Origin of the sequence: Nocardia sp. NPDC051321, assembly GCF_044455225.1 — a bacterium.
GTDB lineage: Bacteria > Actinomycetota > Actinomycetes > Mycobacteriales > Mycobacteriaceae > Nocardia.
The window spans coordinates 182,324-207,863 of record NZ_JBITEM010000013.1 but is presented as its reverse complement, the minus strand read 5'-3'; the positions used below and the strand labels follow the sequence as shown (position 1 = coordinate 207,863).

The following is a 25,540-nucleotide window of genomic DNA, read 5'->3' as shown; positions in this document are numbered from 1 at the left end:
CCGCATCGTTGTGTGTGCTGGTCGGGGCCAGATTTCAGTCGTCGTCGGCGTCCGGGCCCGTCAGACCCGCACGCACCGCTCGCCCGTGCCTGCCGACCCAGTCGCCGAGCGCATAGATGGGGACGAGCAAATCCCGACCGGCTTCGGTCAGCTCGTATTCGACCCGTGGCGGGGCCTCGGCGTAACGGTGCCGCTCGATCAGGGTCATTCGTTCCATCCTGCGCAGGGTCTGCGTCAGCATCTTCTGGCTGATGCCGCCGATCGCGCCGCGCAGGTCGCTCGGGCGCATCGGGCCCGCGCGCAACATGTAGACGACGACCGGTAGCCATGAGTTGCCGAAGACGTCGACACCCATCCGGGCCGGGCAGTCGGATTCGAAATCGCCGTACGGCGCGAACTCGACCTGTTCGGCGGTGATCGGCTCGGGCGCGGCGGTCATGTCTTCCAGCATGCCAGCGCCGTTGCGCACCCGCAGGTGCCTATTGATCTCCCTAGCGTTTGCGGCGAACCTTTCGAGCTAGGAGTCAGTATGCGAATCGGAATCATCGGGGCGGGTGCGATGGCACGGGCGTTGGGCGGCGGGTGGGTCGCGGCGGGACACGAGGTGCTCGTCGGGGCCAGATCGGCCACCGCGGCAGGTGAATTGGCGGCGGCGATCGGAGGCAAGGCCGGAAGTATCCGGGACGCTGCCGGTTTCGGTGCCGTGGTGTTGCTCGCGCTGCCGGTCGACGCGCTGGACGAGGTGTTGCGGACCGCCGAAAGCCTGCTCGCCGGGCGCACCATCATCGACTGCACCAACGCCTTTGCGCCGGATACCGCGGGCGCTACGGGGTTCGTACTGTCCGAAGACGCGGTCGCCGAACGCATCGCGGCCGGAGCACCGGCGGCGCACGTGGTGAAGGCGTTCAACGTGTGCGCGGCCGAGGTGTGGGAGTCGGATACTCGCGTGTTCGAGGGGCGCAGGCTGGCGGTACCGGTGTGCGGTGACGACCCTGCGGCAGTGCGGCAGGTCGCCACGCTGGTGGAAGACCTGGAACTGCAACCGATTTCAGCCGGTGGGCTGCACCGGGCGAAGTATCTGGAAGCGATGTCGGTATTCACCGTCGGCCTGTGGTTCGCCGGGCAGGACGCCCGCGCGATCGTCCCGCCGCTGGATGCGGCGTTCGCCGTCCCGGACTGACGATGAAACCGGCCTGAGCATGCACTATTCGCTCATACCCCGCGAATTCGAGCTTTGATGCGCGATAAGTGCACGCTCAGACCGGGTTACGGTTTACCAGCCCGGATTGCCGAGTAGCGGGAGATTCACAAAACTTGGCTGGTTCTGGTCGAGCAGCAGGTGCTGCGGGCGCAGGCCGCTGTCGACAAGCAGCGGCATCGGCGGCAGACCCCTCGGGAAGTTACCGGCGTAGACGTCGACGCGCAGCCGGTGCCCCGGCTGCAGCACCGCTTCGATCCCGGGCACCGAAATATCCAGCGCCGTCGGCTGTCCCGGCACCGTGGCCTGCCTGGTATCCAGCGACAGGTCCGGCACCGGCTCGGTGTAATCGCCGTTCGGCAGACGAGTGCTGCGGCCCTCGTCGATGGCGCGCAGCGAGGAGACCAGCTGCCCGGACGACAACACCGACGACTGCCCGTCCGGGGCAACGTCATTCACCGTGACGGTCCAGTAGCCGTCGGTCGCGTCGTGCACGGTGTTGAGCCGCACCGCGATCGGACCGGAAATGCTGGTCGGCTCGGCGACCGGTGCACTGGTGAAGGTCAGCCCGCCGAGTTCCTGGATCCGCGCGTCCTTGCTGCAGCCATCGATGATGGACGTCGCGCCCGCCGATTCCTGCGCCATGTCCCGCGAGCACACCCCGGTCAGGCCGGGCGCGACGGTGAGCTGGTCGACGGCCGGGCTCGGCGCGCCGAACAGCGAACCGTCGTGCACGCTGGTCGCGGTCCCGCTGGGCGCAGCGGACAGGTACATCCGCCGATAGTCGACGCCGGGCTGCGGGAACGACGGCGCGGTGATCCAGCCGCCACCCTGCTGGCGCACCGTCACCGGACCGTACTGGTCGATGCCGTTGTCGATGCCCTTGAGCCACTTGTCGAACCAGGCGCGCTGCAGCACGTCCATCCGCGGCGGCAGGCCGGGGCGGCCGGACTCGTTGCCGTTGCTGATGTGGTATCCGTCGCCGACGAAGAGCTGTTTCTGCCCGGGCGGCAATGGAATCCGGCGATACACGTCGGCCTGCGAGTTGACGAACACGTCGTGCCAGCCGCCGGTCACGAAGGTGGGCACGGTGATTCGGCTCGGGTCGGTCTCCCACGACTGCCGGAACGGGCTGTCCGCCTGCAGCAGTGCCTGCACTTTGGGATCGAGCTGGTCGATCTCCGGGGTGACCAGGACGTTCAGCAGGGCATCGACGAAGGTGAACGGATCGGCGAGCCGATCCTTCAGCCACTGCATGTCGAACTGACCACGGGCCACCGACGCGAGATCCGGTACCAGTTTGGCGCCGTTGACCGCGAGCAACCAGGCGGGCATGAAGGTGACGCCGATGGCGCCGCCCGGTGCGACCAAGTCACGGAACGGATTTCGGCTTGGCACCACCGGGAAGATGGCCTTCAGCGCGGGCGGGTTCTTCGCGGCGACCTGCAGTTGGTTCAATCCCGAATAGGAGACGCCGTTCATCCCGATATTCCCGGTGGACCACGACTGGTGCGACGTCCAGTCGATCACCTCGACGGTGTCCTGCTGTTCCCGCTCGCGCAGCAGGTCCCAATCACCTTGGGAGAAGCCGGTTCCCCGGACATCGACGACGACCTGGGTGTACCCGCTCTTGATCAGCTGACGGTCCACGGTGAAGTTGCGCAGCAGACCACCGCCGAGCGCCTTGGTGAGATCAGTGATGCCGGAGAACGGGGTGCCCGACAGATCGACGTCGCGCGCCACCTGCATCACCGCGTCGGACAGCCACGGGATCGAGATCATGCTGTCGGCGATCATCGAGCCCAGTTTGGTGTAGGGCGTCATATTGACGATGGTCGGCGTCGGCGTCGCAATCGGTTGTCCCGCAGCGTCGGCCGGGTGATAGACGTTGCCCTTGAGCACGGTGCCGTCGCTCATGGTGATCGGCACGTCCCATTCGATGAAGACGTTGGGATATTGCTGCTGGCCGTCCTCGGCGGCCGCCCATCCGGCACCGGTCGCGCCGCCGTCCGGGCCGACCGGGGTCGCGACGGCCGAGGGTGAAAGGAAGGGGGACAAGGCCACCGCCGCGACGAGCAATGCCGCGGTGCGGAGCGCATACCTCATTGGATCCACTCTCTTCGGGAACAGATGTTCTCTAACCGTAAGGAGCGAAACGGCAACTGTCCGCCTTTCGCTGGAGAACAGCGAAAGATCGTGCAGGCTCACAAATTATCGTCCGCGAAATTGACACCGCGCCCGAACCGCGAAAGGGCGCCTTCGCTCGAAGCTATCGAAACGAAGACGCCCTTTCGGGTATTCAGACCGAAATCACCAACCGGGATTTCCGCGCACCGGCACATTCACGAAGCTCGGCCGGTTCGGATCCAGTTGCACGTGCTGCGGTTTCAGCCCGGTATCGAGCAACATCGGCAGGATCGGCAGACCCTTCGGGAAGTTGCCCGCGTAGACGTCGACGCGCAGCCGGTGCCCCGGCTGCAGCATCGCCTCGGTGGCAGGCAGTGCGATATCCAGGGTCGTCGCCTCCCCCGGCACCGTCGGCTGCCGGTGATCCAGCGAGGTGAACGCCCGCGGGTCGGTGTAGTCGCCGTTGGCGGACTTGCTGCTGTTGGCCTCGTCGACCTCGCGCAGCGACGCCATCAGCTGCCCGGAGGACAACACGGTGGACTGCCCGTCCGGCGCGACGTCGTTGACCGTGGCCACCCAGTAGCCGTCCGCCGCGTCCTGAACGGTATTGAGCCGCACCGCGATTCGCCCGGAGATCGTAGTCGGCTCGGCGACCGGATTACTGGTGAAGGTCAACCCGTTCGACTCCTCGATCCGCGAGTCCTTCGCGCAACCGTCGATGATCGACAGGATGCCCGCGCTGCCCTGCGCCGCGTCGTTGGAGCACAGGCTGGTCAGGCCGGGTGCGACGGTGAGCCGCGCGGTGTCGTCGTTGGCGGCCGCGGTGAGCGATCCGTCGTACCCGCTGTTCGCGGTGCCACTGCGGCTGGCGGACAGGTACATCCGGCGATGCGTCGGCTCCTGCGCGCCGGAGTTCTCGGTCGGCTCGGCGAACGAATCGGTGGTGACCCAGCCGCCGCCCTGCTGCCGCAACGTGATCGGGCCGTACTGATCGATGCCGTTGTCGATGTCCTTGAGCCACTTGTCGAACCACGCGCGCTGCAGCACGTCCAACCGCGGCGGCAGGCCGGGCTTGGCGTACTCGTTGCCGGAATTGACGTGATAGGTGTTGCCCATCAGCAGCTGCTTCTTACCGGCGGGCAGCGGAATCTCGTTGTAGATCTTCGATTCCGAGTAGGTGAACAGGTCGTGCCAGCCGCCGGTGACGAAGGTCGGCACCTGGATCTTGGACGGGTCGCTCAACCAGCCTTGGCGCGGCGTCGAGCTGCCGGTGAGCAGTTCCTTGGCGCGCGGGTCCAGGTCCTCGACGCGGGCCGTGGTGTAGACGTTGAGCAGCACGTCCATGAACGTCAACGGATCTCGCACCCGATCGGCCAGCCACTGGGTATCGAACTGCCCGTTGAGCACCGACGCGAGGTCGGGCACCAGCTTGAGCCCGTTGATCGCGGTCAGCCACAGCGGGATGAAGTTGAAGCCGAAGCCGCCGCCGGGCGCGAGCACGTCATTCATCAGGTCGCTGCCCGGCACGACCGGGAAGATCGCCTGCAGCGCGGCCGGGTGCTTCTCCGCGGCCTGCACCTGATTGATGCCGGAGTACGAGATGCCGTTCATGCCGATGCGGCCGTTGGACCACGGCTGCGCGGCGGCCCAGTCGATCACCTCGACGGTGTCCTGCTGTTCGCGCTGGCGCAGCATGTCCCAGACGCCCTGGGAGAAGCCGGTGCCGCGCACGTCGACGACCACCTGCGAGTAGCCGCTCTTGATGAGCTGGCGGTCCACGGTGAAGTTGCGCAGCTCGCCGCCGGCGAAACCCTTGGTCAGGTCGGTGACGCCGGACAGCGGGGTGCCGCTCATATCGATCTGGCGGAGCAGGCCGAACAGCGCGTCGGACAGGCCGGGGATGGCCTGCGCATGGTCGGCGAGGTTCGACACCAGCTTGGTGTACGGGGTGAGGTTGACGACGGTCGGCGTCGGCGTATCGATCGCCCTGCCGGACGCGTCCGCTGGGCGATAGACGTTGCCCTTCAAGACGGTTCCGTCACTCATCGTGATCGGGACATCCCATTGGATGTTGATGTTCGGGTACTGCTGCGGACCATCCTGGGTCGCTTGCCAGGCCGCTCCCGCGGCTCCGCCGTCGGGACCGGTCGGCGCCGGTGCGGCGGAAGCGCCGCTGGTGAGGAACGGGACGAGCATCGCAGCGGCAACTGCCGCGACTGTTACGCGCAACACGTGCTTCATCAGGCGTGATCTACCTCTCGGGCTGGTCGAACGACCAAAGTGTACATACCTACCTGTCGGTAATGACAAGGGGTAACACGTATCGATTTTGAATAGGGGTTCACATACAGCAACCCGTGCGGTCAGCTCCCGCCCAAAGGCCTGGTAGCACGCGCTCCCCCGGACGACCACCACGAGAACCAGTGCTTACTGTGCAGTCGAACGAACTAGCCATCCGCCACTGGCACTCAGTCGCCACTGTGTCGGAAAACACGGCTGACCAGCGCCGATTGCAGCGCGCTGATAGGAACCCAGCAACCCGGCAGCAGACATCCGACTTCGATCCCGATCGCTCGGCGAGTGCGATCCCAGGTGGCGATCACGGTCGAGTGCACCGGATCGCTAGACCACTGCATCCCTCCCGCCGATCGGCGCCGTGCGTGGCGACTATCGACAGCGCAGTCCTCATGCGCGCATGGACGAAGCCACGAGAAATACTGGGGCACAGCAGAAGAGAGGCGACCGTTTCCTTGCCATGCAAGAACCGGGAGCAATCGAATACCGAAAGTCCGCTGATCCAAATGCTATTCAAGCGTGCAGGCCGAAATAGCAACGCGCCGCGCCCCATTCAGGGCACGGCGCGTCAGTGGTCGAGAGGTGTTATTTGCCACCCTGATTGGCGACAGCAGCGGCGCCCGCGGCGGCCGCCTCCGGATCCAGGTATTCGCGCGGACGAACCGGGCGCAAATTGTCATCGAGTTCGTACCGCAGCGGAATGCCGGTCGGAATGTTCAGCCCGGCGATGTCCTCGTCGGAGATCTGATCGAGGTGCTTGACCAGCGCGCGCAGCGAGTTACCGTGCGCGGCGACCAGCACGGTCTTGCCGGTGAGCAGGTCCTTGGAGATGGTGTCCGCCCAGTACGGGACCATCCGATTGACAACGTCGAGCAGGCACTCGGACTTCGGCACCTCGATGCCCGCGTAGCGCGGGTCGCCCTCCTGGCTGTACTCGTCGCCCGGGTCGATCGCCGGCGGCGGGGTGTCGTAGCTGCGGCGCCACAGCATGAACTGATCGTCGCCGTACTTGTCCCGCACCTGCGCCTTGTTCTTGCCCTGCAGCGCGCCGTAGTGCCGCTCGTTGAGCCGCCAGTCCCGGATCACCGGGATCCAATGCCGGTCGGCGGCGTCCAGCGCCAGGTTGGCGGTGCTGATCGCGCGGCGCAGCAGCGAGGTGTATACGACGTCGGGCAGGATGCCGTGCTCGGCCAGCAACTCCCCCGCGCGCTTGCCCTCGGCGATGCCCTTGTCGGTCAGATGCACGTCCACCCAGCCGGTGAACAGGTTCAGGGCATTCCATTCGCTCTCGCCGTGGCGCAGCAGCACGAGGGTGTAGGTCATGCGGGCCATTCTTCCATTCGGGTCTCAGCCGATGTCGTCGGCGGTGGCGTGGCCGGTGGCGAGCACACCCGCGCCGACGAGGGTGGCGCCGTTGCTGATGCGGGACTCGACGACGCGCAGTTCGCGGGTGAAGTCCAGGCGCGCGTGCTTGTCCAGCGCCGCGCGCATCGGCTTCCACAGTGGCTCACCGGATTGCGCGAAGCCGCCGCCGATGACGCAGATATCGACATCGAGCAGCGCCGCGGCCGAGGCGATCGCCTGACCGAGCGCGGTACCTGCCCGATGCAACGCCGCGAGGGCGATCTCGTCGCCGGTGTTCGCGGCCTCGGCCAGTTGTATACCGGTGGTGCCTTTCCAGCCCTGCCGCACCGCCCAGCGCACCGAGGACATGCCGCTGGCGACCGCCTCGACACAGCCGACACCGCCGCACAGGCAGGGCACGTCCCAGCCGGGCACCACGATATGCCCGATGTGGCCGGCGTTGCCGGTGCGTCCCATGACGACCCGGCCGTCCGCGATGATCCCGCCGCCGATCCCCGAGGAGACGGTCATCGCCAACCCGTTCGGTATTCCGCGCAGCGCGCCGACATGATGCTCGGCCAGCGCCAAGCAGGCCCCGTCGATGGCGAATTGAATTGCCGCCGTGGGGAACAGCTCCTGCACCGCGGCGACGATCGCGAACCCGGACTTCCATTCTGGGATGTTCAGCGGGGCGGTGATGCCGGTGCGCACGTCGACCGGTCCGGCCGAGCCGATGCCGATGGCGGTGATCGCCATGTCCCCCGCGACGTCGAGCAGCAGGCCGCGGCAGGCATCCCACACCTTCTCGGGCGGCACCTCGACCCGGCGCACGTCCTGCACCGTTGTGCCGCTTCGCACCACACCGGCCGCGAACTTGGTCGCGCCGATATCCAAGGCAATGACTGTCATCGCAGTGAATTTACGGCTTGTCGGCGGCGTCTACCAGGTGTTCGAAAGCGCGCAGATTCTTCAGCGATTCACCACGCGAGACGCGCCACTTCCATTCCTTGCGAATGGATTCGGCGAAGCCGAGCTCGAGCAGCACGTTGAAATCCGCGTCGACCGCCTCGAGAATCTGACCGAAGAGCCGGTCGAGTTCGTCGGCGGTGACGGCGTGCGTGGCGGTCTGACCGACCAGATAGATGTCGCCGACCCGGTCCAGCGTGTAGGCGACGCCGTAGAGCCTGCGGTTGCGCCGCAGCAGGAATTTGTAGACACCCTCGAAGTTTTCGTCCGGCTTGCGGCAGACGAACGACTCGATGCGGACCCCGTGCTTGCCGACGGTGAGCATCACGGTGGTCTTCAGCTTGCGCTCACCGGGCAGGATGACGACGAAGGTTTCCTCGCCGGAGCGCTCGTACTCGATCTCCCGGTCGCGCAGGGTCTCATCGATCAGCTGAGCGGTAGCCCGCACTTCATTCACCGACGTGCTCCCATCCGGCGCCGCCATAGCGCCCGCGACCTGGCCTGACTGGGTTCCAGGCTAGTGCGTTCACCGGGTACCCACTCGCGCGCGTCAGCACGCGACGCGCCGGCGACGCTACCGCTCACGGCCAGCCGACCAGCGCCGATCCGGGCCCGCTCGGCCCGGAAATCGGCGAGTGCGGCGGAGTAACTGGTGAGCAAGCCGTCGGCGGTGTGCTCCCAGGAGAAGTTGGCGGCATGCTCGATCGCGCGCCCGCTCATCCGGCGCAGGCGCTCGGGATCGGCGAGCAGATACGCGAGGGCGCCCGCCCAATCCGGCGTGCGATGACCGGGGACGAGCAAACCGGTTTCGCCGTGCCGGACGGCGGTGCCGAGCCCGCCGACATCGGCGGCGAGCACCGGGGTACCGCTGGCCTGGGCCTCGATCGCGACCAGCCCGAAGGATTCGTTGTAGCTCGGCACGGCGACCAGATCGGCGGCGCGGTAGACCAGCACCAGGCGATCCGGCGGCTGCGGCGGCAGGAAGGTGACGCGGTCGGCGATGCCGAGCGCGGCGGCCAGCTCGATCAGCGCGTCGGGGCGTTCCAGGCCGGTGCCGGACGGGCCACCGACGATGAGCACACGCAGCCGGTGGGTGGGGTCAGCACGCAGTACCTCGGCTGCGGCGCGCACCAGCACGTCGGGTGCCTTCAACGGCTGGATCCGGCCGACGAACGCGACGACCTGTTCGTCGGCCGCCAAGCCGAGCGCCGCACGGGCGGCCGCCTTGTCACCGGGCTGGTACCGGGTCAGGTCCGCGCCGGGCGGCACCACGTCGATGCGCTCGGGCTCCGCGCTGTACAGCTCGACGAGCTGGCGTGCCTCTTCGACGGTATTGGCGACCAGGCGATCGGCCTCACCGATCACCTGCTTCTCGCCGATCTCGCGGGTCAGTGGCTCCGGACAGTCACCCTCGGCGAGCGCGGCGTTTTTCACCGCGGCCAGCGTGTGCGCGGTATGCACCAGCGGCACCCGCCAGCGGTCCCTGGCCAGCCAGCCGACCTGGCCGGACAGCCAGTAGTGCGAGTGCACGAGGTCGTAGTAGCCGGGCAGATGGCGCGCCTCTTGGCGCAGCACTTCCGCGGTGAACGGACAGAGCTGAGTCGGCAGATCGTGTTTGTCGAGTCCTTCGAACGGGCCCGCTACCACGTTGCGCACCAGCACGCCGGGCCCCGCTTCTTGCACGGGCGGCAGATTGGAGGCGGTGGCCCTGGTGAAGATCTCCACCTCGGTGCCGCGGCGGGCCAGCTGGAGCGCGGTTTGCAGCACATAGACGTTCATGCCGCCCGCGTCGCCGGTGCCCGGTTGCGCCAGTGGTGAGGTATGCACCGATAGCACGGCGACACGGTTCGGCCGTAGGTCCGGGCGTTGACTCACACTATCCATAGTGCACGGTGGATTCCCGGCCTCCATACCGTCACGCCCTCAAGTGAGAGCTATCACAGGCGTTCGGTGAACCCGATCACACTGTCGCGGCACGCCGACCTGGGCGGACGCGGAATCACCGGTCGATCGAGGTATTTACAAGCTGTCGGCGAACATGCTGATCTCGGCGACGAAGCGGGCCCGATCCTCGATGAACAGACCGTGCTTGGCGCCCTCCCAGAACGACGCTCGGGCATCCGGTGCGGCCTCGAAGATGTAGCGGCCGTTGTCGATCGGCACCACCGGGTCGTCGGTGCCGTGCAGTACGAGCACCGGAATGTCCAGTGTGCGAAGGGTTTCCGTGTTGTCGACGGTTCGGTAGAACAGCGCCTTGCGTACCGAGGGCAAGGTGGCGAGGCTGGTACCGAACAGGCGCTGGGCGTCGGCACCCTTGTCCGCGCCGGGACCGGTGTTGGCGTTGCCGAAGGCACCGAACGCGCGCACCGCGCGACCCGCGCTCTCCTCGAAGACACCGGGCATCGCCTCCTGCATGGCGGCGCCCGCGCCCGCGCCGGGGACGCCGCGCCCGATATTGGCCTGTGAACTGGTGAAGACGACGCCGGCGACGGCCCCGGTGCCGTACGCGGTCAGGTAGTCGCTGAGCACGATGCCGCCGTAGGACCAGCCGAGCAGGATCGCCCCGGTGTCGATGCCCTCCGCCGCAAGCACGGCCGCGACGTCGGCGGCCCAGTTCTTGGGGTCGTCATAGCCCGCGGCCGGTGCGTCGGAATAGCCGTGGCCGCGCAGGTCGACGGCGAGGACTCGGAAGCGCGCGGCGAGGTCGTCGGCCGTCCGCCCCCAGCAGCGCAGATTCGCGGACCACCCGTGCAACAACACCAGCGGACGCGCGTCGGCGGGGCCGCTCACCCGGTAGACGATGTTCGTTCCGTCCGCGCTCACCGCGTCCCGAATAGCCATACCGATCAGGCTAACGGTGATCCCCGCAACAGCGCTCCGGTCCGCAAAGGCGCTGCACCTAGGATCGCACTCATGAGCACTCGCACCGCTGTTGTCACCGGAGCCAGCTCCGGCATCGGGGAGGCCACCGCCCGGGAATTGGCCAAACAGGGCTATCACGTCTACGTCGGCGCCCGCAGGGTCGATCGCCTGCAGCGCGTCGCCGACGAAATCGGCGGCACCGCACTGGAACTCGATGTGACCTCGAATGAATCGGTACAGGCCTTCACCGATGCGATCGAGCGCGCCGACATCCTGATCAACAACGCGGGCGGCGCGAAGGGTATGGCCTCGGTCGCCGACGCCGATCTGGATGACTGGCGCTGGATGTGGGAGACCAATGTGCTCGGCACGCTGCGCCTCACAAAGGCGTTGCTGCCCAAGCTGATCGCCTCCGGCGACGGCCTCATCGTCACCATCACCTCGGTCGCCGCGTTCGTCGCCTACGACAACGGCGCGGGCTACACCTCGGCCAAGCACGCGCAGGCCGTACTGCACCGCACGCTGCGCGGCGAGCTCCTCGGCAAGCCGGTGCGCCTCACCGAAATCGCGCCGGGCGCAGTGGAAACCGAGTTCTCGCTGGTTCGCTTCGACGGCGACGAGGAGCGGGCGGCCAAGGTCTACGAGGGCATCGACCCGCTGGTCGCGCAGGACATCGCGGAGATCGTCGGCTTCGTCGCGTCGCGGCCGTCGCACGTGAACCTCGACCAGATCATCGTCAAGCCCCGCGACCAGGCCGACGCCGGACGCTTCGCGCGTCGCAACTGAGCACTGATAGCTGAATCGAATTACTCGTTTACGGCGGCAGGTTAGCCGAGGGATTGCCGTGTCTGCACCGGCTACCTTCTGCCGTTAGCATCTGAGGCTTTGACGTCTAGCTCAGATCGGAGTTGTTCGGCTCATGTTCAAGGGCTTCAAAGAGTTCCTGATGCGCGGGAACGTCATCGATTTAGCGGTCGCGGTCGTAATGGGCACTGCGTTCACCGCGGTGGTCACCTCGGTGACGAAGGGGGTGGTCAACCCCTTGCTAGCGGTGTTCGGCAATCAGAATGAGCTCGGCCTCGGAGTCCAGTTGATCGCGGACAAACCGGCGACGTTCATCCAGATCGGCCCGATCGTCACCGCGTTCATCAACTTCTTCGTGGTCGCCGCCGTACTCTATTTCGTGCTGATGCTGCCGATGAAAACGATCAAGAACCGCTTCGGCACCACCAAGGCGGCCGAGCCCACCGAGACCGAACTACTCATCGAGATCCGCGACCTGCTCGCCGAGCGCCACGATGCCGTGCGGCACCAGCGGGCCGCGGACCGTGCCGTGGAGAACGACCCGGATTTGGACATTTCGTTGCGGCGCTGACGCCTCGTTCCCCGGATTCGTGTACCTACCGGATATGTACAGCGAAGGACGGCCCAAGGTGAGCAGCCCGGAAAGCTGAAGACCTGTCCAGGTTTTCCGTGAGTAGTGTGGTCGAGTCGTGTGCCGTACCCGGCTTTAGGTGCACGTCAGGTGCGCAGTCTCGCGTTCCAGCGTGGTCCTCTGGCTATGGTGGCGTTGTAGAGATTTTCAAGATCAAGTGAGTCAAATGGTTGCTACCAGAGATCATTTGGCGACCATTTGACTCACCTCGATGATTTCTAGCGGGGCGGGCCGGGGGCGACGGGGGTTGCGGAGACTACTGAGGTGGAGCCGTCTTCTGCTGACATGGTTTTCCAGGTGGGCCAGTCGATTGTCCAGTCGTAGAGGTCGCCGTCGGCGGCGGACATTTGGATGGAGGTGCCGGTTACTTCTACCGGGTCGCCGTAGAGGGCCGTCGGGAAGTATGCCTGGGCGTCACCTGGGGACAGGTTGATGCAGCCGTTGGTTACGTTCGAAGAGCCTTGGGCGGAAACGGATTCCGGGTTGGCGTGGATGAATTCGCCGTTGTTGGAGATGCGTACGGCCCAGCGTTCGCGAACGTTGGTGTAGAACGGCGGGTTCGACATCATGAAGTCTTCGTATTTCTCGGTGACCACGTGCAGGCCGGAGCGGGTGACGTTGCGCGGCTCGTTGCCCTCGCCGTAGCTCACCGCGAAATCGAAGACGGTCTTACCGTCCCGGACCACCTGCATGCGGTGGCTCGGCGCGTTGGCCTTCACGATCTGGCTGCGGCCGATGCGGAAATCCGTTGTCAGATCGGTGTATCCGTAGTTGCCGCCGCCGAGATCGAGGCCGTAGAGCTTGGCCGAGACGTGCACGGCGGTGCCTGGCACCCAGTAATTCTTGGGGCGCCAATGCAATCGGGAGCCGTTGTCGTCGGGGAACCAGGCCCACGCGCCCTCGGTGGGCGGGTCGGTTGTGATGGTCAGCGCCTTCTCCACCTCGGCCTTGTTCTGCACGGCGGCCTTGAACTGCAGGATGATCGGTGCGGCGATGCCGACCTCCTGGTTGTCCGCGATATTGATGGTCGCCGGGACGGTGTTCTTCGGCGCGAGCGTGCTGAACTTGCCCTCGATCGGGACCGGCTTGCGATCGGTGCCGATCGCGGTGCCCGACCAGGTGTAGGTGGCGTCGTAGCCGAGCGGCTCGGTGATCTTGTAACTGCGCTTGTCCTGCGCGAATTCGCCGGCCACCTGCTTGCCGTTGGCATTGGTCAGCGCGACCTGATCGATGGTGCCGTCGGCGACGGTGACCGAGGCGGCAGCGGTCGGATTGATCTTCTTCGCGCCGTTCTCCGGTGCCAAGGTGATCTTGGCGACGGGCCCCGCTTCGCGAGGAGAAGAGTTGCTGCCGCCGCTGCCGGAGCTGCATCCGGCCACCAAGGCGACTACGACGAACAGCACGGCCGACACGGCGGCGACCGGTCTGCGGATCCCTGGACGGTTGCTCACTTCATCGAATTTACGCGGGCAAACTCGTTTGATTGGCTAGCGAAAGGTGTGGTGTCCGTTTCATCCGGTTAGAGCGGGACATCAACCGTCACGGGTTCGGGCTCGAGCCGGATGCCGAAACGCGAGGCCACCCCATCGCGCACCGTCCTGGCCAGATCCGCCAGATCCGCCGCGGTCGCGCCGCCGCGATTCGTGAGCGCAAGGGTGTGTTTGGTGGACAATCGGGCCGGTGCGTCAGGGCCGGGAAATCCCTTGGCGAAACCGGCCCGTTCGATGAGCCACCCCGCGGAAAACTTGACCCCATCCGGTGCCGGATATGTCGGCACCGTGACATCACCCACATGTACGGCGATCGCCGCGCGCACCTCGGCCACCCGGTCCTCGGGCACCACCGGATTGGTGAAGAAGGACCCCGCGCTCCAGGTGTCGTGGTCGGCGGGATCGAGGACCATGCCCTTACCCGCCCGCAGCCGCAGCACGGCATCGCGGACCTCGGCGGCCGGGCGAGATTCGCCGTTGGCGGCGCCGAGCATGCTCGCGAGCTCGCCGAAGCGCAGCGGCGCGCTCGCACCAGTGGGATCGAGGGCGAAGTCGACGGCGAGCACCAGGGCGTCATCGCGATGCTTCAGCACACTGGTGCGATACCCGAAGCCGAGCTCGCCGGGCTCGACCCAGCGGATCGCACCGCTGCGACGATCGAACAGCCGCACCCGGCGCAACAGGTTCGCCACCTCCGCGCCGTACGCGCCGACGTTCTGCACCGGCGTCGCCCCGGCCGAACCCGGAATTCCGGACAGGCATTCGAGACCGCCGAGCCCCGCCGCGACCGTCGCCGCGACGACCGCGTCCCAGTTCGCGCCCGCCTCGGCCAGCACGCCGTCCGCGCTCAGCTCGACGCCATCGGTCAGCACCCGCACCACCACGCCGTCGAAGCCGTCATCGCTGATCAGCAGGTTGGAACCGCCCGCGATGAGCAGCACCGGAATGCCCGCCGCGTCCAGCGCGCGCACCGTCGCGACCAGCGTTTCGGTGGTCGCGCATTCGGCGACCGTGGCAGGCCCGCCGACCCGCAGCGTGGTCAGCTCGGCCAGCGGCACCGATTCGCGAATCCGGGCGCCGGTGGCGGCCAGCACATCCGACGGCACCACACGTGAAGTTCGCACAGGCAGACGGTAGCGTGTCCGACCATGGCTACACCGCTGGCGTACACGGCCCGCTACTCGCATCCCGCTGCCGCCGTGCGCGCGGCGTTCGCGAACGACCAGTATTGGAAAGACCGCGTTGCCGAGGTCGGCGGGCCCAATGCCCGGCTCGATTCGGTGAGCGTCAACGGCAATCAGATCCGGGTCCAGCTGGTGCAGGCCATCGCCGCCGAGCTGCTGCCCGCCGCGATCACCGCGGTGCGCCCCGGCGACCTGATCATCCCCCGCGTGGAGAACTGGGACGGCGATGCGGCCACCTTCTCGGCGACCGTGGACGGCGCGCCCGCCGAGGTGCGCGGCACCATCACGCTGAACGACGACGGCGCGGGCTCGTCCGCGGCCGCCAACGGCACCATCGAGGTGAAGATCCCGCTGTTCGGCGGCAAGATCGAAGCCGCGATCGCCGAGCACCTGACCGAGGTGCTGAAGAATGAGGAAGAGTTCACCAACACCTGGCTCGACACGCACTGAGCCGCGGGAATCGGTAGCGATTCGACCTGATCGATACTGGCGTCGGCGACCATAACGCGCGAGGCCATCGAGCGCCGTTCGCGGCCCGTCGCGCGTCCGAGTGGCCGAAGCGCATGGGCCGCAGGCGCGAGTCTCGGACGCTCGGACGCGCGACACCCGGGGGCCGCGAACACGCCGCGCCCGCGCGGCCAAAAATGCAGCCCAGTAATCTCTCGATTCATGGCCCGTCGACTTGATTACTCCGCGCGCTACCCGCTGCACACCACCAAAGAGCTCTACGCGGCACTGTCGGACCGCGACTATTGGGACGCGCGGATGGCCGAGATGCGGAAGTACTCGCCGGGGAACGAAGTAGCGAACTTAGAGGTGGGTGACGGCGGCATCGATGTCGAGCTGCACCATGTCCTGCCACGCGAGATGCTGCCCGAGATCGCGCAGGCCGTGATGCGCAAGGACATGATCATCACCCGCAAGGAAAGCTACGGGCCGTTCGGCGCCGAGGAAATCACCGGCAAGTACTCGGCCTCGATCCCGGCCGGGCCGGGCAGCCTGGGCGGCACCATCCGCCTGTTCCCCACCGATACCGGTTGCACCATGCGCTTCTCCTCGGAGGCCAAGGTGTTCATCCCGATGGTCGGCCCTCGGCTCGAGCAGCTGATGCTGGTGAACCTGATCGATCTGTTCCGTGCCGAAGCGGAATTCACGGTGCAGTGGCTGGACGATCATCACCCAACCAGCTGACCAAACCGGTCGGCTCCATCACCCGCGGCACCACCGGGGTCAATCGACTACGGCGTAGTGACCGCTGGCTGGTGCACGACGAACTGGTCGCCGGGCGGCTGCGGGCGGCGGCCGATCCGCTGGTCGTCGACCTCGGTTACGGGGCGAGTCCGTGGACGACACTGGAATTGGCCGGACGGCTGCGCACCGTGCGCCCCGATGTGCGCGTCGTCGGATTGGAGATCGATCCGCAACGCGTTGTGCCAGGCCGGGACGGGGTGAGCTTCGCCCGTGGCGGATTTGAATTGGCCGGTCTGCAACCAGTTCTGGTGCGCGCGTTCAATGTTCTACGCCAGTATCCGGAATCCGCTGTGCCCGAAGCCTGGTCGACCATCCTGTCCGGCCTCGCGCCGGACGGCCTGCTGGTCGACGGCACCTGCGACGAACTCGGCCGCCGCTGCGCCTGGGTGCTGCTCGATCGGTCCGGCCCGCGATCACTCACCCTGGCCTGGGACCCGTTCACCGTCGACCAACCCTCCGACATCGCCGAGCGACTGCCGAAAGCGTTGATCCACCGCAACATTCCGGGCGAGCCGATCCACGCCCTGCTCACCGCCGCCGACCGTGCCTGGGCCCGCGCCGCTCCCCTTGCCCCTTTCGGTCCCCGCATCCGCTGGCGCGCAACCGCCGAATCCCTACGGCGAGAAGGTTTCCCGCTGCGCGCCTATCGACGGCGGATGCGTGATTGTGTGCTGTCGGTGCCGTGGGACATCGTGGCCCCGAATCTCGAACCGGCACGGGCGGATTGAACCGAGCGCTACGCGCCGGTCAGTGCGCGATAGACCCTGGCCGCCCCGCGTTGGGTCAGACCGGCACCGGCGGAACGGATTTCGTCGCTGGTGCAGCGGTTGATGGCGATCGCGTCGGCGACCACCTCGTCCAGCGCGGACTGCCCGATGTCCGCCTCGGCCAGGTCGAGCACCGTGCGCAGCGGCGTGGTCACCAGGAAGGGGCCTGCCGACTCGATCTCGGTGCCGATCAGCGAACGCCGCAGCACCACCAGTCGCGGCGTCACCGGCGGACGGCCGGACCCCACCGATAGGTGCAAGAATCGGGGACGTAGTCGACCGATGCCGTGCAACTCGGCCGCGCTGTGATGGGAGACCGCCGCGGCGCCGTCGAACCAGGCTGCCCACATGGCGTATTCGTCGAGCGGGCCGGCCGGCCACTCGGCCAAGCGAAGCAGGCCGACCCCGGCCCTGGTCACCGAGCCGTCGCCGAGCGCAATGCGGACTCGTGCCTCACATCGGGTGCGCAGCACCTGCCGGGTGGTGAAGAAACCCGCGTGGCGACCGGCCAATCGGCGCAGCACCCGCCATCCGTGGTCCGCGGAACCGAATGCGCGGCCCGCCGCTTCGCCAGCCATGTGCATCAGGCTACGCTCGATTCCTGTGTCACATGTCACATTCGATCCCCACAATGCCCCCTCAGAGACGGCACAGAAAGTTGGGGAAGAATCAGCCGCATGAGTACCAAGCCACCGTCCACTATGACGATCACCCGGCGGACCCTGCTGATCGCCCTGATCGTGGTAGCGATCCTGCTCGCCACGGCCCTGGTCGGCGGCGAGGCGTACGCCAGGCACACCGTGTCCCGCTGCATCAGTACGCAATTCGAGAAGGAGATGGGGTCGAAGATCGACGTGAGCTTCGGCGCCAAGCCGATGCTGATCACCTGGATCGACGGCAAGGTGCCAACGGTGAAGGTGGACAGCGACGACACCAAGTTCGGCCCCGCGGTCGGCATGGTGGTGCACGCCGAGTTCCACGACGTCGAGGTCACCGACAACGGCCGCGGCGGCGCGGTGATCGGCAGCTCGTCGGCCGATGTCAGCTGGCACAACGACGGCATCCGGCAGACGCTCGGCGGTTTGGTCAGCGGCGTGAAATCGTCCGCGAGCTCGAACATGCTGACCCTGGACGTGCTCGGCGGACTGGCTCAGCTGCAGGTGAAGCCGGTCATCAAGGGCGGCGTCATCGAGGTGGAGACGATGTCGGCGCAGCTGCTCGGCGTCGGTCTGCCCACCGACCTGGTGCAGGGCATCGTCGAGGTGTTCACCAAGAGCCTGCAGAGCTACCCGTACAACATGCGGCCGACCGACGTGCAGGTCACCGACGAAGGCATCGCCGTCAAGCTCGCGGGCAGCCGCGCCGAGCTCCCCGCGGCCGACAACAACACCAACGCCACCTGCTCCTGACCCCGGCGCGTGGCGAATTCGCCGAGCTGCCAGGCAGCTTCGTCGCCGATCCGGGAGCCGTTGCGGCCCAACCGCCTCAGGCGGGGAACCCGTCGAGTACCTCACGCGACTTGGACAACCCGAGCCGGGTCGCGCCCGCCGCGATCAGCCCCGCCGCGGCCGCGGCGGTGCGGATACCACCGCTCGCCTTAACGCCGAGCCGTCCGCCGACGGTCGCGGCCATCAGCTCGACCGCGTGCACGCTGGCGCCGCCCGCAGGGTGAAAACCCGTGGAGGTCTTCACGAAATTCGCACCGGCGCGTTCGGCGGTCCGGCAGACCTCGACGATCGCCTCGTCCGGCAGCGCGGCCGCCTCGATGATCACCTTGAGCACCGCGCGATCGCCCATCGCCTCGCGCACCGTCACAATGTCGGCGAGCACCGCGTTGTAGTCGCCGGCGAGCGCCGCGCCGACATCGATGACCATGTCCACCTCGGCCGCGCCCTGGTCCACCGCCAGCCGCGCTTCGGCGCCCTTGACGAGCGAATGATGTTTGCCGGACGGGAATCCGGCGACCGTCGCCACCACCAGCCCCGGCGCCTGCACCGGCAGCATCGACGGCGAAACGCACACCGCAAGCACCCCCAGTTCGCGGGCTTCGTAGATCAGCGCGGCGACGTCGTCGGGGGTCGCCCCCGGCGCCAGCAGTGTGTGATCGATCATGGCGGCCACTTCGGCCCTGGTCGGAGACGCGGAACTTGCCATGAGCTGAGAGTCTGGCACACCTGTGGCGAATTCCGTTGCGCGCCTGGCGACACATCCCGCACACTCGTACCTGGTGACAGATCGCCGGTAGTGCCGCAGCGGTCGACTGATTAACGTGTGCGCCAGAGGCCCTACTCGGTTCGGGAGGAGACGACACCGTGCTGATCCGTCGCGAACGCGCCGACGACATCGCCGGGATCGCTGCCGTACATCGCAGCGCGTTCGGTCCGCACCAGGCGGATGGTGACCTGACCGAACTCACCGGCGAACCGCCGGGCGAAGACGGCGCCGATCCGCCCGAGGTCGATCTGGTCGCCCGGCTGCGCAGCGACCCCGGCTGGATGCCGACGCTCTCGATGGTGGCGGTGGAGTACCAGACGGTGATCGGCCACGTCTGCCTGACCAGAGGAGCCATCGGCCCGTTCCCGGTGCTGGCGCTCGGCCCGATCGGGATTCTCGCCGAACATCAGCGCACCGGTGTCGGCTCGGCCCTCATGCACGCCGTTCTCGGTGCCGCCGACGCCCTCGACGAGCCCCTGGTCTGTCTGCTCGGCCACCTCGACTTTTACCCGCAATTCGGCTTCGTCCCCGCCGCGCGCCTCGGCATCGCGCCCGACGACCCGGCTTGGGTATCGCACTTCCAGGTGCGCGCGCTCAGCGCCTACGACTCCAGGATCACCGGCGAATTCCGTTACCCGGAGCCGTTTTACGAGATGTGAGCGCGCACCAGGTCGTACACGTACGAGCGATCGTCCTTGCGACCCACCCAGGTCCCCTCGGGCGGCCGGTCGCCGTGCCCCGCGTCATCGAACGGCCTGCTCGACACCGCCCCCGACGCGGTGACCACGCACCAGCCGACGTCCGGTAACCGTCGGCACCACAGGTCGAGATCGACGCGTTTGAAAGACGGATAACCGTGCGCCGATCCGTCCGGCGCGAATTCGTATGTCAGCCCGTCTATCTGCCGCACAAACTTCAAACCGTCCACTAGGTCATCCTGGGACCTCGACGCCCGCAGGCGACTCCGCCACGCCGCGTGCCTTCGGCGCTCGGGCAAACCTATTCGCGGGCCACCTAGCGCGACCTGGAAGGATGAGCCCATGAGTTCCGCTCTACCCGCCCTGGACGACCGCCGCTTCGTACTGACGCTCGGCTGTCCCGACCGTCCGGGCATCATCGCCAGGATCACCTCGTTCATCGCCGACTTCGGCGGATCGATCGTGGAGGCGGGTTACCACTCCGACACCGACAGCGGCTGGTTCTTCACCCGCCAGGCGATCAAGGCCTCGACGGTGCCGTTCGGGCTCGCGGAACTGCGCGATCGATTCGCCGGGGTCGCCGCCGAGCTGGGTCCGGAGACGGAATGGCAGTTGCTCGATTCCGGCGAACGGCGCAAGGCGGTGCTGCTGGTCAGCAAGGACGGACACTGCCTGCACGATCTGCTCGGCCGCGCCGCCAGCGGCGAGCTGCCCGCGACCATCGAGGCGGTCGTCGGCAATCACCCCGACCTGGCCGAGATGACCGAGGCACACGGCGTGAAGTTCCATCATGTGCGGTTCCCGAAGGACCCGGCCGAGCGCGGCCCCGCCTTCGCGGAGGTGCGCTCGCTGGTCGACTCGCACAACCCGCACGCGGTGGTGCTCGCCCGATTCATGCAGGTGCTCCCGCCGGAGCTGTGCGCGCATTGGACCGGCCGGGCGATCAACATCCACCACAGCTTCCTGCCGTCATTCGTCGGCGCCCGCCCGTACCACCAGGCATTCGCCCGCGGCGTGAAACTGATCGGCGCCACCTGCCACTACGTCACGGCGGAACTAGACGCAGGCCCGATCATCGAGCAAGACGTGAGCCGCATCGACCACGCCGCCGACGTCCGCGACATGATCCGGCAGGGCCGCGACATCGAACGCGTCGTCCTGGCCCGCGGCCTGCGCTGGCACCTGGAAGGCCGCGTCCTCGTACACGGCCGCCGCACCGTCGTCTTCACCTGAGCTCAATCGAAGTGAGTCATACGGTCGCTAGTTGATCTTTGAAAGCGACCGTATGACTCGCCTCGATGGGGATTCAGCCTGCGATTTCGGCGCGCAGGCGGACCGATTCGAGGACGTGGCCTAGCTCCTCGTTGAACTGTTCGTAGGCTTCGATGTTGCCGAGGTGGCCAGTGGGGAGCTGCACAAAACGCGCCAGAGTGCCTGTCTCCCTGAGCATTTGGGCGATTCGCTCGGAGTGCACCACGGGCGTCATGTCGTCGAATGAGCCCGCTATCACCGTGGTGGGCACCACCAGGTTGCGCGCTGCCTCGCCGACGTTCATGTCGGCGAGCAGCCTGCCGAACCTGGCGCGGATCACGGCCGGACAGGACCGGACGATGGCCATGCTGAAGTCGAGCAGGTCGCCCGTGGCCTTGGTGGTCATGATCGAGCGCGCGAACAGCCAGCGCACCGGGGCGATGGGCGGGAAGACGAGGGGCGCGCCGAGCCCGAGGCGACCGAACAGGAAGGGCAGCGGAACCTTCAGCTTCAGCAGCCGCATCGGCCGATTCATCAGCGGCACCACGGTGGTCTCGAAGACCAGTCGATCGGGGGCGGTATTGGTCAGCAGCACGGCGAGGGCCTGCTCGGCGACCCGGTCGGGGTAGCGCCCGGCCCAGGCCTGCAAGGTCATGCCGCCGAGGCTGTGGCCGACGAGCACGGCCCGCTGCCGGGGACGCAACACCGCGCCGAGCACGGTGGCGAGGTCGTCGGCGAGCAGGTCCATGCTGAGCGGGCTGTCGCCCCGGTCGCTCTCGCCGTGGCCGCGCTGGTCGTAGGCGACCACGCGGTACTCGCCTGCGAAGGCATTGATCTGCGCGTTCCAGTATTCGATGCAGCAGCTCCAGCCGTGCACCAGCACGAGCACCGGCCGGTCGGCGGGGCCGTAGGCGTGCACCCGGAGCCGGGCGCCGTCGCGGGTGGTCACCGGGATCACCTCGGGCGCGAGCGCGGGCGGGTTGAACGCGGCGGTCGCGTAGGTACGGGAACGCAGGTTCGCGCGGTGCGCGTCGAGCGACCCCCGAAGTTGACTCGGGAAGTTCACCAACGCAGTCGGCAGCATGGCACGCATCGGACACTCCTTTGTGTTACTGCTAGATACAGTAACTCCGATGTGCGCCGCTAGCTAGTGCTAGCACTCGAAAAGTTATCGAGTATTCGTTGTCCGGTGCCTGACACCGGAGCGCGGCCGTGCCTGGCCGCGGCGCTGCTACCAGCGCGGACCGCGCTGAATCTCATCCACCTTCGGCCGCACATCAGCCAGATAGATACCGGTCGCGATGATGGCGGCGAACGAGAGCAGGCCGAGGCCGGCGGGCGAGAGCAGCAGCAGAACCACGGCGACACCGAGGATCGCCAGCCAGATCTGCTTGGTCAGCTTGTCCACCGCGGTGAACGCGTCCGAACGCTGCCGCACGGCATGGATCAGCGCGAAGATCGTCGCGCCGAGCGCGGCCAGCCACAGCACGAGCAGGATCATCCCGGTCAATCCGTGCACCATATTCACCTGTCCCATCATACGAGCAACGCCCCCGCACCTCAGAGTGTGCGGGGGCGTTGCCCGGTCTTGCGCCAATAGCCGTGCGGCCCTTGCGGATCAGTGCTCAGAGCCGGCGGCGGATCGGTCGGATCATGCCTTCTTCGGCGCGGCCTTCTTGGCGGGCGCCTTCTTGGCCGGAGCCTTCTTGGCGACGGGCGCGGCAGGCGCGACCGGCTCGACGGGCGCGCCGTTGGCCTCGGGGGCGGGGGTGGTCTCGGTGGTCACCGTGACGACCTCGGCATCGACGACCGGCGCGGCGGCCTCGTCCTCGACCTTGGCCGGACGGCCGAGCAGTCCGTTGACGCGACCGAGCACGTCTTCGGCGCGGGTCGCGGCGTCCTTGTACAGGCCCTCGACGCGCTCGAGTTGCTCCTCGACCAGGTGGTTGGCGCGCAGCCGCTCCACGGTCTCCTCGCCGCGCACGGCGAGATCGGCGTAGATGTCGAGCACCTGGTGGTAGTACTTGTCGGCCAGCGTGCGCAGTTCCTCGGGGGTGAACTTCTCGCGCAGCTCGGCGAGGTCCTCCGGCAGTTCCGAGGGCAGTCCGGCCAGCCGCTCGCGCAGCGTCTCGAACTGGGCCTGCACGTCGGCGGGCACGTTGGCGAAGCGCTCACGGGCCTCTTCGACCCGGGCGGAAACGTCGGTCGCGGCGGCGCGCTCACGCACCTGGGTGACCACATCGGTCACGGCGGCGTAGATGGCGTCGCCCGCACCGACGGTCGCGAGGATCGGCTTGGTCACGGTCGGGTTGGTCTTCTCGGTCATGGTATTTCGTTCTCCTGGCGTGGCGGAGTTTCGGTTGTTGTGCGCGGAACGACGCTGTCCCCATCCCCCCCTGGCTCGTTCCCTCCGTTTTCCCGGCGAAACGATTCATAGATTTCGAGCAGCACCTGCTTCTGCCGTTCGCTGACAGACGTATCGGCAAGCAGGGCATCCCGGACCGGGCTGTGTGGCCGCTGTTCGAGATAACCGGCCCGGACGTACAACACCTCCGACGACACCCGCAGTGCCTTGGCGATCTGCGCGAGTACCTCGGCGGATGGATTGCGCAATCCGCGCTCGATCTGGCTGAGGTACGGATTACTCACTCCCGCAAGGGTGGCGAGCTGACGCAGCGAGACTTGCGCGGCCTCTCGCTGTGCCCGGATGAAGCCTCCGATGTCGTGCGCCGCGTTTACCACGCGGGCCGCTTTTTCTCCGACGCCGGCCGATTGCTCGGCCGGACTATCGGTGTACTCGGCGGAAACCTCGGGCTGGTCTGCCATCACTCACCTTCTGGCGGTTGTACGAGTTCAATTCTAGGACAGGGTGCTAACTATTGCAAGCAGTCTGTTAGCACCCTCTGAGCAAACATCCGGCGCGCTAGCTCTCAGCCACCGAACATCAGCTGCGAAATTGTGTAAATCACCAGGCCCGCAAGCGAACCGACGACAGTTCCATTGATGCGGATGAATTGCAGATCACGCCCAACCTGCAATTCGATCTTCTTGCTTGCCTCGTCCGCATCCCACCTGGCAACCGTATCGGTCACCAGCGTGCTGATCTCCCCGGCGTAGTTCCCTACGAGATACCTTGCCCCCCGGTCGATCCAGCCGTCCACCTTCGCGCGCATATCGGCGTCGTCACGCAACCGCTCGCCGAGTTGCCGCACGTTCTCGCCGACCTTACGCCGCAACGTGCTGTTCGGATCGTCGGCCGATTCCAAGATCAATCGCTTGGCCGCCCGCCAGGTCGCCTCGGCCATCCCGGTGATTTCGTCGCGGCCCATGATCTGCGCCTTGATCCGCTCGGCCTTCTTGATCATCGCGTCGTCGTGCTGCAGGTCGTCGGCGAATTCCTCGAGAAAGCGATTCGCGGCCAGTCGCACCTCGTGCTCGGGGTTGGACCTGACCTTCCAGGTGAACTCCACCAGCTCGCGGTAGATCCGTTCGGAAAGCAAAATGTTGACGAATTTCGGGGCCCATTGCGGTGCGTCGCGCAAGACGATTCGGTCGATCGTCTCCTGCGAACCCAGTGCCCACTGGTGCGCCCGCTCGGCGAGCAGGTCGATCAGCACGAGTTGCCGGTTGTCGGCGAGCAACTCCGAAAGCACCCGGCCGATCGGCGGACCCCAGAGCGGTTCGGCGATCCGCTTCACGATCGTCTGGTCGATGATCTGCTCGACGTCCTCGTCGCGCAGCACGTCGACCGCCGCCCGCAGCAGCGTCGAACTCTCCTCGGCCACCCGGGCGGCATGACCGGGGTCGGCCATCCACTTACCCACCCGCCAGGAGATCTGCGCCGACGTGACCTTCGCCGAAACCACCTCCGGGGCAAGGAAGTTGGTGCCGACGAAGGTGCCGAGGCTCTCGCCGAGCTGGTCCTTCTTCTTGCGGATGATCGCGGTGTGCGGGATGGGCAGGCCGAGCGGGTGCCGGAACAGCGCGGTGACCGCGAACCAGTCGGCCAGCGCGCCGACCATGCCCGCCTCGGACGCGGCGCGCACGTAATCCACCCAGCCGCCGCCGCTGCCCCGCGATTCCAGCCAGCGACAGAACAGATAGATCGCCGTCGCCACCGCGAGCAGGCCGGTGGCCAGCGCCTTCATCCGCCAGAGGTCGCGTCGCTTGCTTTCCTCGTCGAGGACCGCGGCGAAGCCGAACGGCGCGGCCGCACCGGGCGCCGGGGCCGTTTCCAGGACCGCGATGTTGCCGGGAGCTTTCTCCATGTCTCCATTCTGCTGTGCCGGATGCCCGGCCCGCCGCAGGGCGGCCTCGGCATTCGCGCTCGCAAGCGCTCCGAGCGGAATATGTGCAACCCGTCGCATCCGTGCCCAAACGCGCATATCACCAGCGACCGGGACCTAAGCTGGTGGTCCGAGGAGAAACCGACGAACAAGGGAGCCCACCCTGTCCACC

General features: G+C 67.0%; 27 protein-coding genes. 9 read left to right on the top strand and 18 right to left on the bottom strand.

All coding sequences use genetic code 11. The features are described from left to right. Positions 1-34: 34 nt before the first annotated feature. Entirely contained in the window at positions 35-469 is a 435-nt protein-coding gene (locus tag ACIA8C_RS30635; RefSeq protein ID WP_397140701.1) for a winged helix-turn-helix transcriptional regulator, read from the bottom strand. 60 nt (positions 470-529) lie between these two features. On the opposite strand from ACIA8C_RS30635, the gene ACIA8C_RS30630 reads away from it, so the two are divergent. Further along, the gene (locus ACIA8C_RS30630) at positions 530-1,180 is read left to right on the top strand and encodes an NADPH-dependent F420 reductase (protein ID WP_397140699.1); all 651 of its coding nucleotides are present in this window, start codon (positions 530-532) and stop codon (positions 1,178-1,180) included. Between the two features lie 93 nt (positions 1,181-1,273). Here the strand turns inward: ACIA8C_RS30630 and ACIA8C_RS30625 are convergent, their stop codons facing one another. The 7 genes from ACIA8C_RS30625 to ACIA8C_RS30595 all read right to left on the bottom strand — a co-directional run bounded on the left by ACIA8C_RS30625 (position 1,274) and on the right by ACIA8C_RS30595 (position 10,771). Next, positions 1,274-3,304, bottom strand: coding sequence for a CocE/NonD family hydrolase (locus tag ACIA8C_RS30625; protein WP_397140698.1), 2,031 nt, complete (start codon positions 3,302-3,304; stop codon positions 1,274-1,276). Between the two features lie 204 nt (positions 3,305-3,508). Then, positions 3,509-5,566 carry a CocE/NonD family hydrolase gene (locus ACIA8C_RS30620; RefSeq protein WP_397140696.1) on the bottom strand — a complete coding sequence of 686 codons (2,058 nt, stop codon included), beginning with the start codon at positions 5,564-5,566 and terminating at the stop codon, positions 3,509-3,511. A 639-nt stretch (positions 5,567-6,205) separates the two neighbouring features. After that, positions 6,206-6,943, bottom strand: a complete 738-nt coding sequence (locus tag ACIA8C_RS30615) for a phosphoglyceromutase (RefSeq protein WP_397140694.1) — start codon at positions 6,941-6,943, stop codon at positions 6,206-6,208. A gap of 24 nt (positions 6,944-6,967) precedes the next feature. Further along, positions 6,968-7,873 (bottom strand): ROK family protein, encoded by a 906-nt coding sequence (locus ACIA8C_RS30610; protein WP_397140692.1) that lies wholly within the window; start codon positions 7,871-7,873, stop codon positions 6,968-6,970. A 10-nt stretch (positions 7,874-7,883) separates the two neighbouring features. Next, complete coding sequence (locus ACIA8C_RS30605; protein WP_397140690.1) at positions 7,884-8,414, bottom strand: YbjN domain-containing protein; 531 nt, start codon at positions 8,412-8,414, stop codon at positions 7,884-7,886. Next, the gene (gene mshA, locus ACIA8C_RS30600; RefSeq protein ID WP_397140688.1) at positions 8,384-9,814 is read right to left on the bottom strand and encodes a D-inositol-3-phosphate glycosyltransferase; all 1,431 of its coding nucleotides are present in this window, start codon (positions 9,812-9,814) and stop codon (positions 8,384-8,386) included. The genes ACIA8C_RS30605 and mshA overlap by 31 nt, the downstream gene beginning before the upstream one ends. A gap of 135 nt (positions 9,815-9,949) precedes the next feature. Further along, entirely contained in the window at positions 9,950-10,771 is an 822-nt protein-coding gene (locus ACIA8C_RS30595; RefSeq protein WP_397140686.1) for an alpha/beta fold hydrolase, read from the bottom strand. A 72-nt stretch (positions 10,772-10,843) separates the two neighbouring features. Between ACIA8C_RS30595 and ACIA8C_RS30590 the strand changes: the two genes are divergently transcribed. Together ACIA8C_RS30590 and mscL are read left to right on the top strand one after the other, a co-directional pair. Continuing rightward, positions 10,844-11,578, top strand: coding sequence for an SDR family NAD(P)-dependent oxidoreductase (locus ACIA8C_RS30590; protein ID WP_397140684.1), 735 nt, complete (start codon positions 10,844-10,846; stop codon positions 11,576-11,578). 133 nt (positions 11,579-11,711) lie between these two features. Further along, positions 11,712-12,167 (top strand): large conductance mechanosensitive channel protein MscL, encoded by a 456-nt coding sequence (gene mscL / locus ACIA8C_RS30585; RefSeq protein ID WP_396991351.1) that lies wholly within the window; start codon positions 11,712-11,714, stop codon positions 12,165-12,167. Positions 12,168-12,445: 278 nt separating this feature from the next. Here the strand turns inward: mscL and ACIA8C_RS30580 are convergent, their stop codons facing one another. After that, positions 12,446-13,678 carry an Ig-like domain-containing protein gene (locus ACIA8C_RS30580; protein ID WP_397140682.1) on the bottom strand — a complete coding sequence of 411 codons (1,233 nt, stop codon included), beginning with the start codon at positions 13,676-13,678 and terminating at the stop codon, positions 12,446-12,448. A 68-nt stretch (positions 13,679-13,746) separates the two neighbouring features. Further along, the gene (locus ACIA8C_RS30575; RefSeq protein ID WP_397140680.1) at positions 13,747-14,841 is read right to left on the bottom strand and encodes a UDP-N-acetylmuramate dehydrogenase; all 1,095 of its coding nucleotides are present in this window, start codon (positions 14,839-14,841) and stop codon (positions 13,747-13,749) included. Positions 14,842-14,865: 24 nt separating this feature from the next. Here ACIA8C_RS30575 and ACIA8C_RS30570 point away from each other — a divergent pair, with 24 nt between their 5' ends. The 3 genes from ACIA8C_RS30570 (at position 14,866) to ACIA8C_RS30560 (ending at position 16,880) form a co-directional block, all read left to right on the top strand. Further along, positions 14,866-15,351 carry a DUF2505 domain-containing protein gene (locus ACIA8C_RS30570; RefSeq protein WP_397140678.1) on the top strand — a complete coding sequence of 162 codons (486 nt, stop codon included), beginning with the start codon at positions 14,866-14,868 and terminating at the stop codon, positions 15,349-15,351. Positions 15,352-15,570: 219 nt separating this feature from the next. Further along, a complete protein-coding gene (locus ACIA8C_RS30565; RefSeq protein WP_397140676.1) occupies positions 15,571-16,092 on the top strand; it encodes a DUF2505 domain-containing protein in 522 nt (173 codons plus the stop codon). Next, positions 16,062-16,880, top strand: coding sequence for a class I SAM-dependent methyltransferase (locus ACIA8C_RS30560; protein ID WP_397140675.1), 819 nt, complete (start codon positions 16,062-16,064; stop codon positions 16,878-16,880). Before ACIA8C_RS30565 ends, ACIA8C_RS30560 begins: the two co-directional genes overlap by 31 nt. An 8-nt stretch (positions 16,881-16,888) precedes the next feature. Here the strand turns inward: ACIA8C_RS30560 and ACIA8C_RS30555 are convergent, their stop codons facing one another. Beyond that, the gene (locus ACIA8C_RS30555) at positions 16,889-17,497 is read right to left on the bottom strand and encodes a hypothetical protein (protein WP_397140673.1); all 609 of its coding nucleotides are present in this window, start codon (positions 17,495-17,497) and stop codon (positions 16,889-16,891) included. 99 nt (positions 17,498-17,596) lie between these two features. Between ACIA8C_RS30555 and ACIA8C_RS30550 the strand changes: the two genes are divergently transcribed. Then, complete coding sequence (locus tag ACIA8C_RS30550) at positions 17,597-18,328, top strand: DUF2993 domain-containing protein (RefSeq protein WP_397140671.1); 732 nt, start codon at positions 17,597-17,599, stop codon at positions 18,326-18,328. A 76-nt stretch (positions 18,329-18,404) separates the two neighbouring features. On the opposite strand, the gene deoC is transcribed toward ACIA8C_RS30550, so the two are convergent. Next, positions 18,405-19,073: a deoxyribose-phosphate aldolase gene (gene deoC, locus ACIA8C_RS30545; protein ID WP_397140669.1), complete on the bottom strand. Its 669-nt coding sequence runs from the start codon at positions 19,071-19,073 to the stop codon at positions 18,405-18,407. A gap of 158 nt (positions 19,074-19,231) precedes the next feature. Between deoC and ACIA8C_RS30540 the strand changes: the two genes are divergently transcribed. Next, on the top strand, positions 19,232-19,792 hold the full coding sequence (locus ACIA8C_RS30540; protein WP_397140668.1) for a GNAT family N-acetyltransferase: 561 nt from the start codon (positions 19,232-19,234) through the stop codon (positions 19,790-19,792). Here the strand turns inward: ACIA8C_RS30540 and ACIA8C_RS30535 are convergent. Further along, on the bottom strand, positions 19,780-20,061 hold the full coding sequence (locus tag ACIA8C_RS30535; protein WP_397140666.1) for a hypothetical protein: 282 nt from the start codon (positions 20,059-20,061) through the stop codon (positions 19,780-19,782). The two genes, ACIA8C_RS30540 and ACIA8C_RS30535, sit on opposite strands and share 13 nt — an antisense overlap. 112 nt (positions 20,062-20,173) lie before the next feature. Here ACIA8C_RS30535 and purU point away from each other — a divergent pair, with 112 nt between their 5' ends. Beyond that, a complete protein-coding gene (gene purU, locus ACIA8C_RS30530; protein ID WP_397140664.1) occupies positions 20,174-21,064 on the top strand; it encodes a formyltetrahydrofolate deformylase in 891 nt (296 codons plus the stop codon). Positions 21,065-21,137: 73 nt separating this feature from the next. Here the strand turns inward: purU and ACIA8C_RS30525 are convergent, their stop codons facing one another. The 5 genes from ACIA8C_RS30525 to ACIA8C_RS30505 form a co-directional block, all read right to left on the bottom strand. Next, a complete protein-coding gene (locus ACIA8C_RS30525) occupies positions 21,138-22,175 on the bottom strand; it encodes an alpha/beta fold hydrolase (protein ID WP_397140662.1) in 1,038 nt (345 codons plus the stop codon). A 138-nt stretch (positions 22,176-22,313) separates the two neighbouring features. Further along, positions 22,314-22,604 carry a DUF2516 family protein gene (locus ACIA8C_RS30520; protein WP_397140870.1) on the bottom strand — a complete coding sequence of 97 codons (291 nt, stop codon included), beginning with the start codon at positions 22,602-22,604 and terminating at the stop codon, positions 22,314-22,316. A 129-nt stretch (positions 22,605-22,733) separates the two neighbouring features. After that, entirely contained in the window at positions 22,734-23,408 is a 675-nt protein-coding gene (locus ACIA8C_RS30515; RefSeq protein WP_397140660.1) for a heparin-binding hemagglutinin, read from the bottom strand. Then, positions 23,405-23,908 (bottom strand): helix-turn-helix domain-containing protein, encoded by a 504-nt coding sequence (locus tag ACIA8C_RS30510; protein ID WP_397140658.1) that lies wholly within the window; start codon positions 23,906-23,908, stop codon positions 23,405-23,407. Before ACIA8C_RS30510 ends, ACIA8C_RS30515 begins: the two co-directional genes overlap by 4 nt. Before the next feature lie 104 nt (positions 23,909-24,012). Continuing rightward, the gene (locus tag ACIA8C_RS30505) at positions 24,013-25,350 is read right to left on the bottom strand and encodes a DUF445 domain-containing protein (RefSeq protein ID WP_396991366.1); all 1,338 of its coding nucleotides are present in this window, start codon (positions 25,348-25,350) and stop codon (positions 24,013-24,015) included. Positions 25,351-25,540 lie beyond the last annotated feature (190 nt).

Coding starts and splice junctions, on each gene's coding strand:
- ACIA8C_RS30595 (WP_397140686.1), bottom strand. CDS start 10,771: ATGGCTATTCGGGACGCGGTGAGCGCGGACGGAACGAACATCGTCTAC.
- ACIA8C_RS30555 (WP_397140673.1), bottom strand. CDS start 17,497: ATGGCTGGCGAAGCGGCGGGCCGCGCATTCGGTTCCGCGGACCACGGA.
- deoC (WP_397140669.1), bottom strand. CDS start 19,073: ATGGCAAGTTCCGCGTCTCCGACCAGGGCCGAAGTGGCCGCCATGATC.
- ACIA8C_RS30510 (WP_397140658.1), bottom strand. CDS start 23,908: ATGGCAGACCAGCCCGAGGTTTCCGCCGAGTACACCGATAGTCCGGCC.
- ACIA8C_RS30615 (WP_397140694.1), bottom strand. CDS start 6,943: ATGACCTACACCCTCGTGCTGCTGCGCCACGGCGAGAGCGAATGGAAT.
- ACIA8C_RS30620 (WP_397140696.1), bottom strand. CDS start 5,566: ATGAAGCACGTGTTGCGCGTAACAGTCGCGGCAGTTGCCGCTGCGATG.
- purU (WP_397140664.1), top strand. CDS start 20,174: ATGAGTTCCGCTCTACCCGCCCTGGACGACCGCCGCTTCGTACTGACG.
- ACIA8C_RS30610 (WP_397140692.1), bottom strand. CDS start 7,873: ATGACAGTCATTGCCTTGGATATCGGCGCGACCAAGTTCGCGGCCGGT.
- ACIA8C_RS30590 (WP_397140684.1), top strand. CDS start 10,844: ATGAGCACTCGCACCGCTGTTGTCACCGGAGCCAGCTCCGGCATCGGG.
- ACIA8C_RS30520 (WP_397140870.1), bottom strand. CDS start 22,604: ATGGTGCACGGATTGACCGGGATGATCCTGCTCGTGCTGTGGCTGGCC.
- ACIA8C_RS30630 (WP_397140699.1), top strand. CDS start 530: ATGCGAATCGGAATCATCGGGGCGGGTGCGATGGCACGGGCGTTGGGC.
- mscL (WP_396991351.1), top strand. CDS start 11,712: ATGTTCAAGGGCTTCAAAGAGTTCCTGATGCGCGGGAACGTCATCGAT.
- ACIA8C_RS30505 (WP_396991366.1), bottom strand. CDS start 25,350: ATGGAGAAAGCTCCCGGCAACATCGCGGTCCTGGAAACGGCCCCGGCG.
- ACIA8C_RS30570 (WP_397140678.1), top strand. CDS start 14,866: ATGGCTACACCGCTGGCGTACACGGCCCGCTACTCGCATCCCGCTGCC.
- ACIA8C_RS30625 (WP_397140698.1), bottom strand. CDS start 3,304: ATGAGGTATGCGCTCCGCACCGCGGCATTGCTCGTCGCGGCGGTGGCC.
- ACIA8C_RS30565 (WP_397140676.1), top strand. CDS start 15,571: ATGGCCCGTCGACTTGATTACTCCGCGCGCTACCCGCTGCACACCACC.
- ACIA8C_RS30525 (WP_397140662.1), bottom strand. CDS start 22,175: ATGCGTGCCATGCTGCCGACTGCGTTGGTGAACTTCCCGAGTCAACTT.
- ACIA8C_RS30515 (WP_397140660.1), bottom strand. CDS start 23,408: ATGACCGAGAAGACCAACCCGACCGTGACCAAGCCGATCCTCGCGACC.
- mshA (WP_397140688.1), bottom strand. CDS start 9,814: ATGGATAGTGTGAGTCAACGCCCGGACCTACGGCCGAACCGTGTCGCC.
- ACIA8C_RS30605 (WP_397140690.1), bottom strand. CDS start 8,414: ATGGCGGCGCCGGATGGGAGCACGTCGGTGAATGAAGTGCGGGCTACC.
- ACIA8C_RS30550 (WP_397140671.1), top strand. CDS start 17,597: ATGAGTACCAAGCCACCGTCCACTATGACGATCACCCGGCGGACCCTG.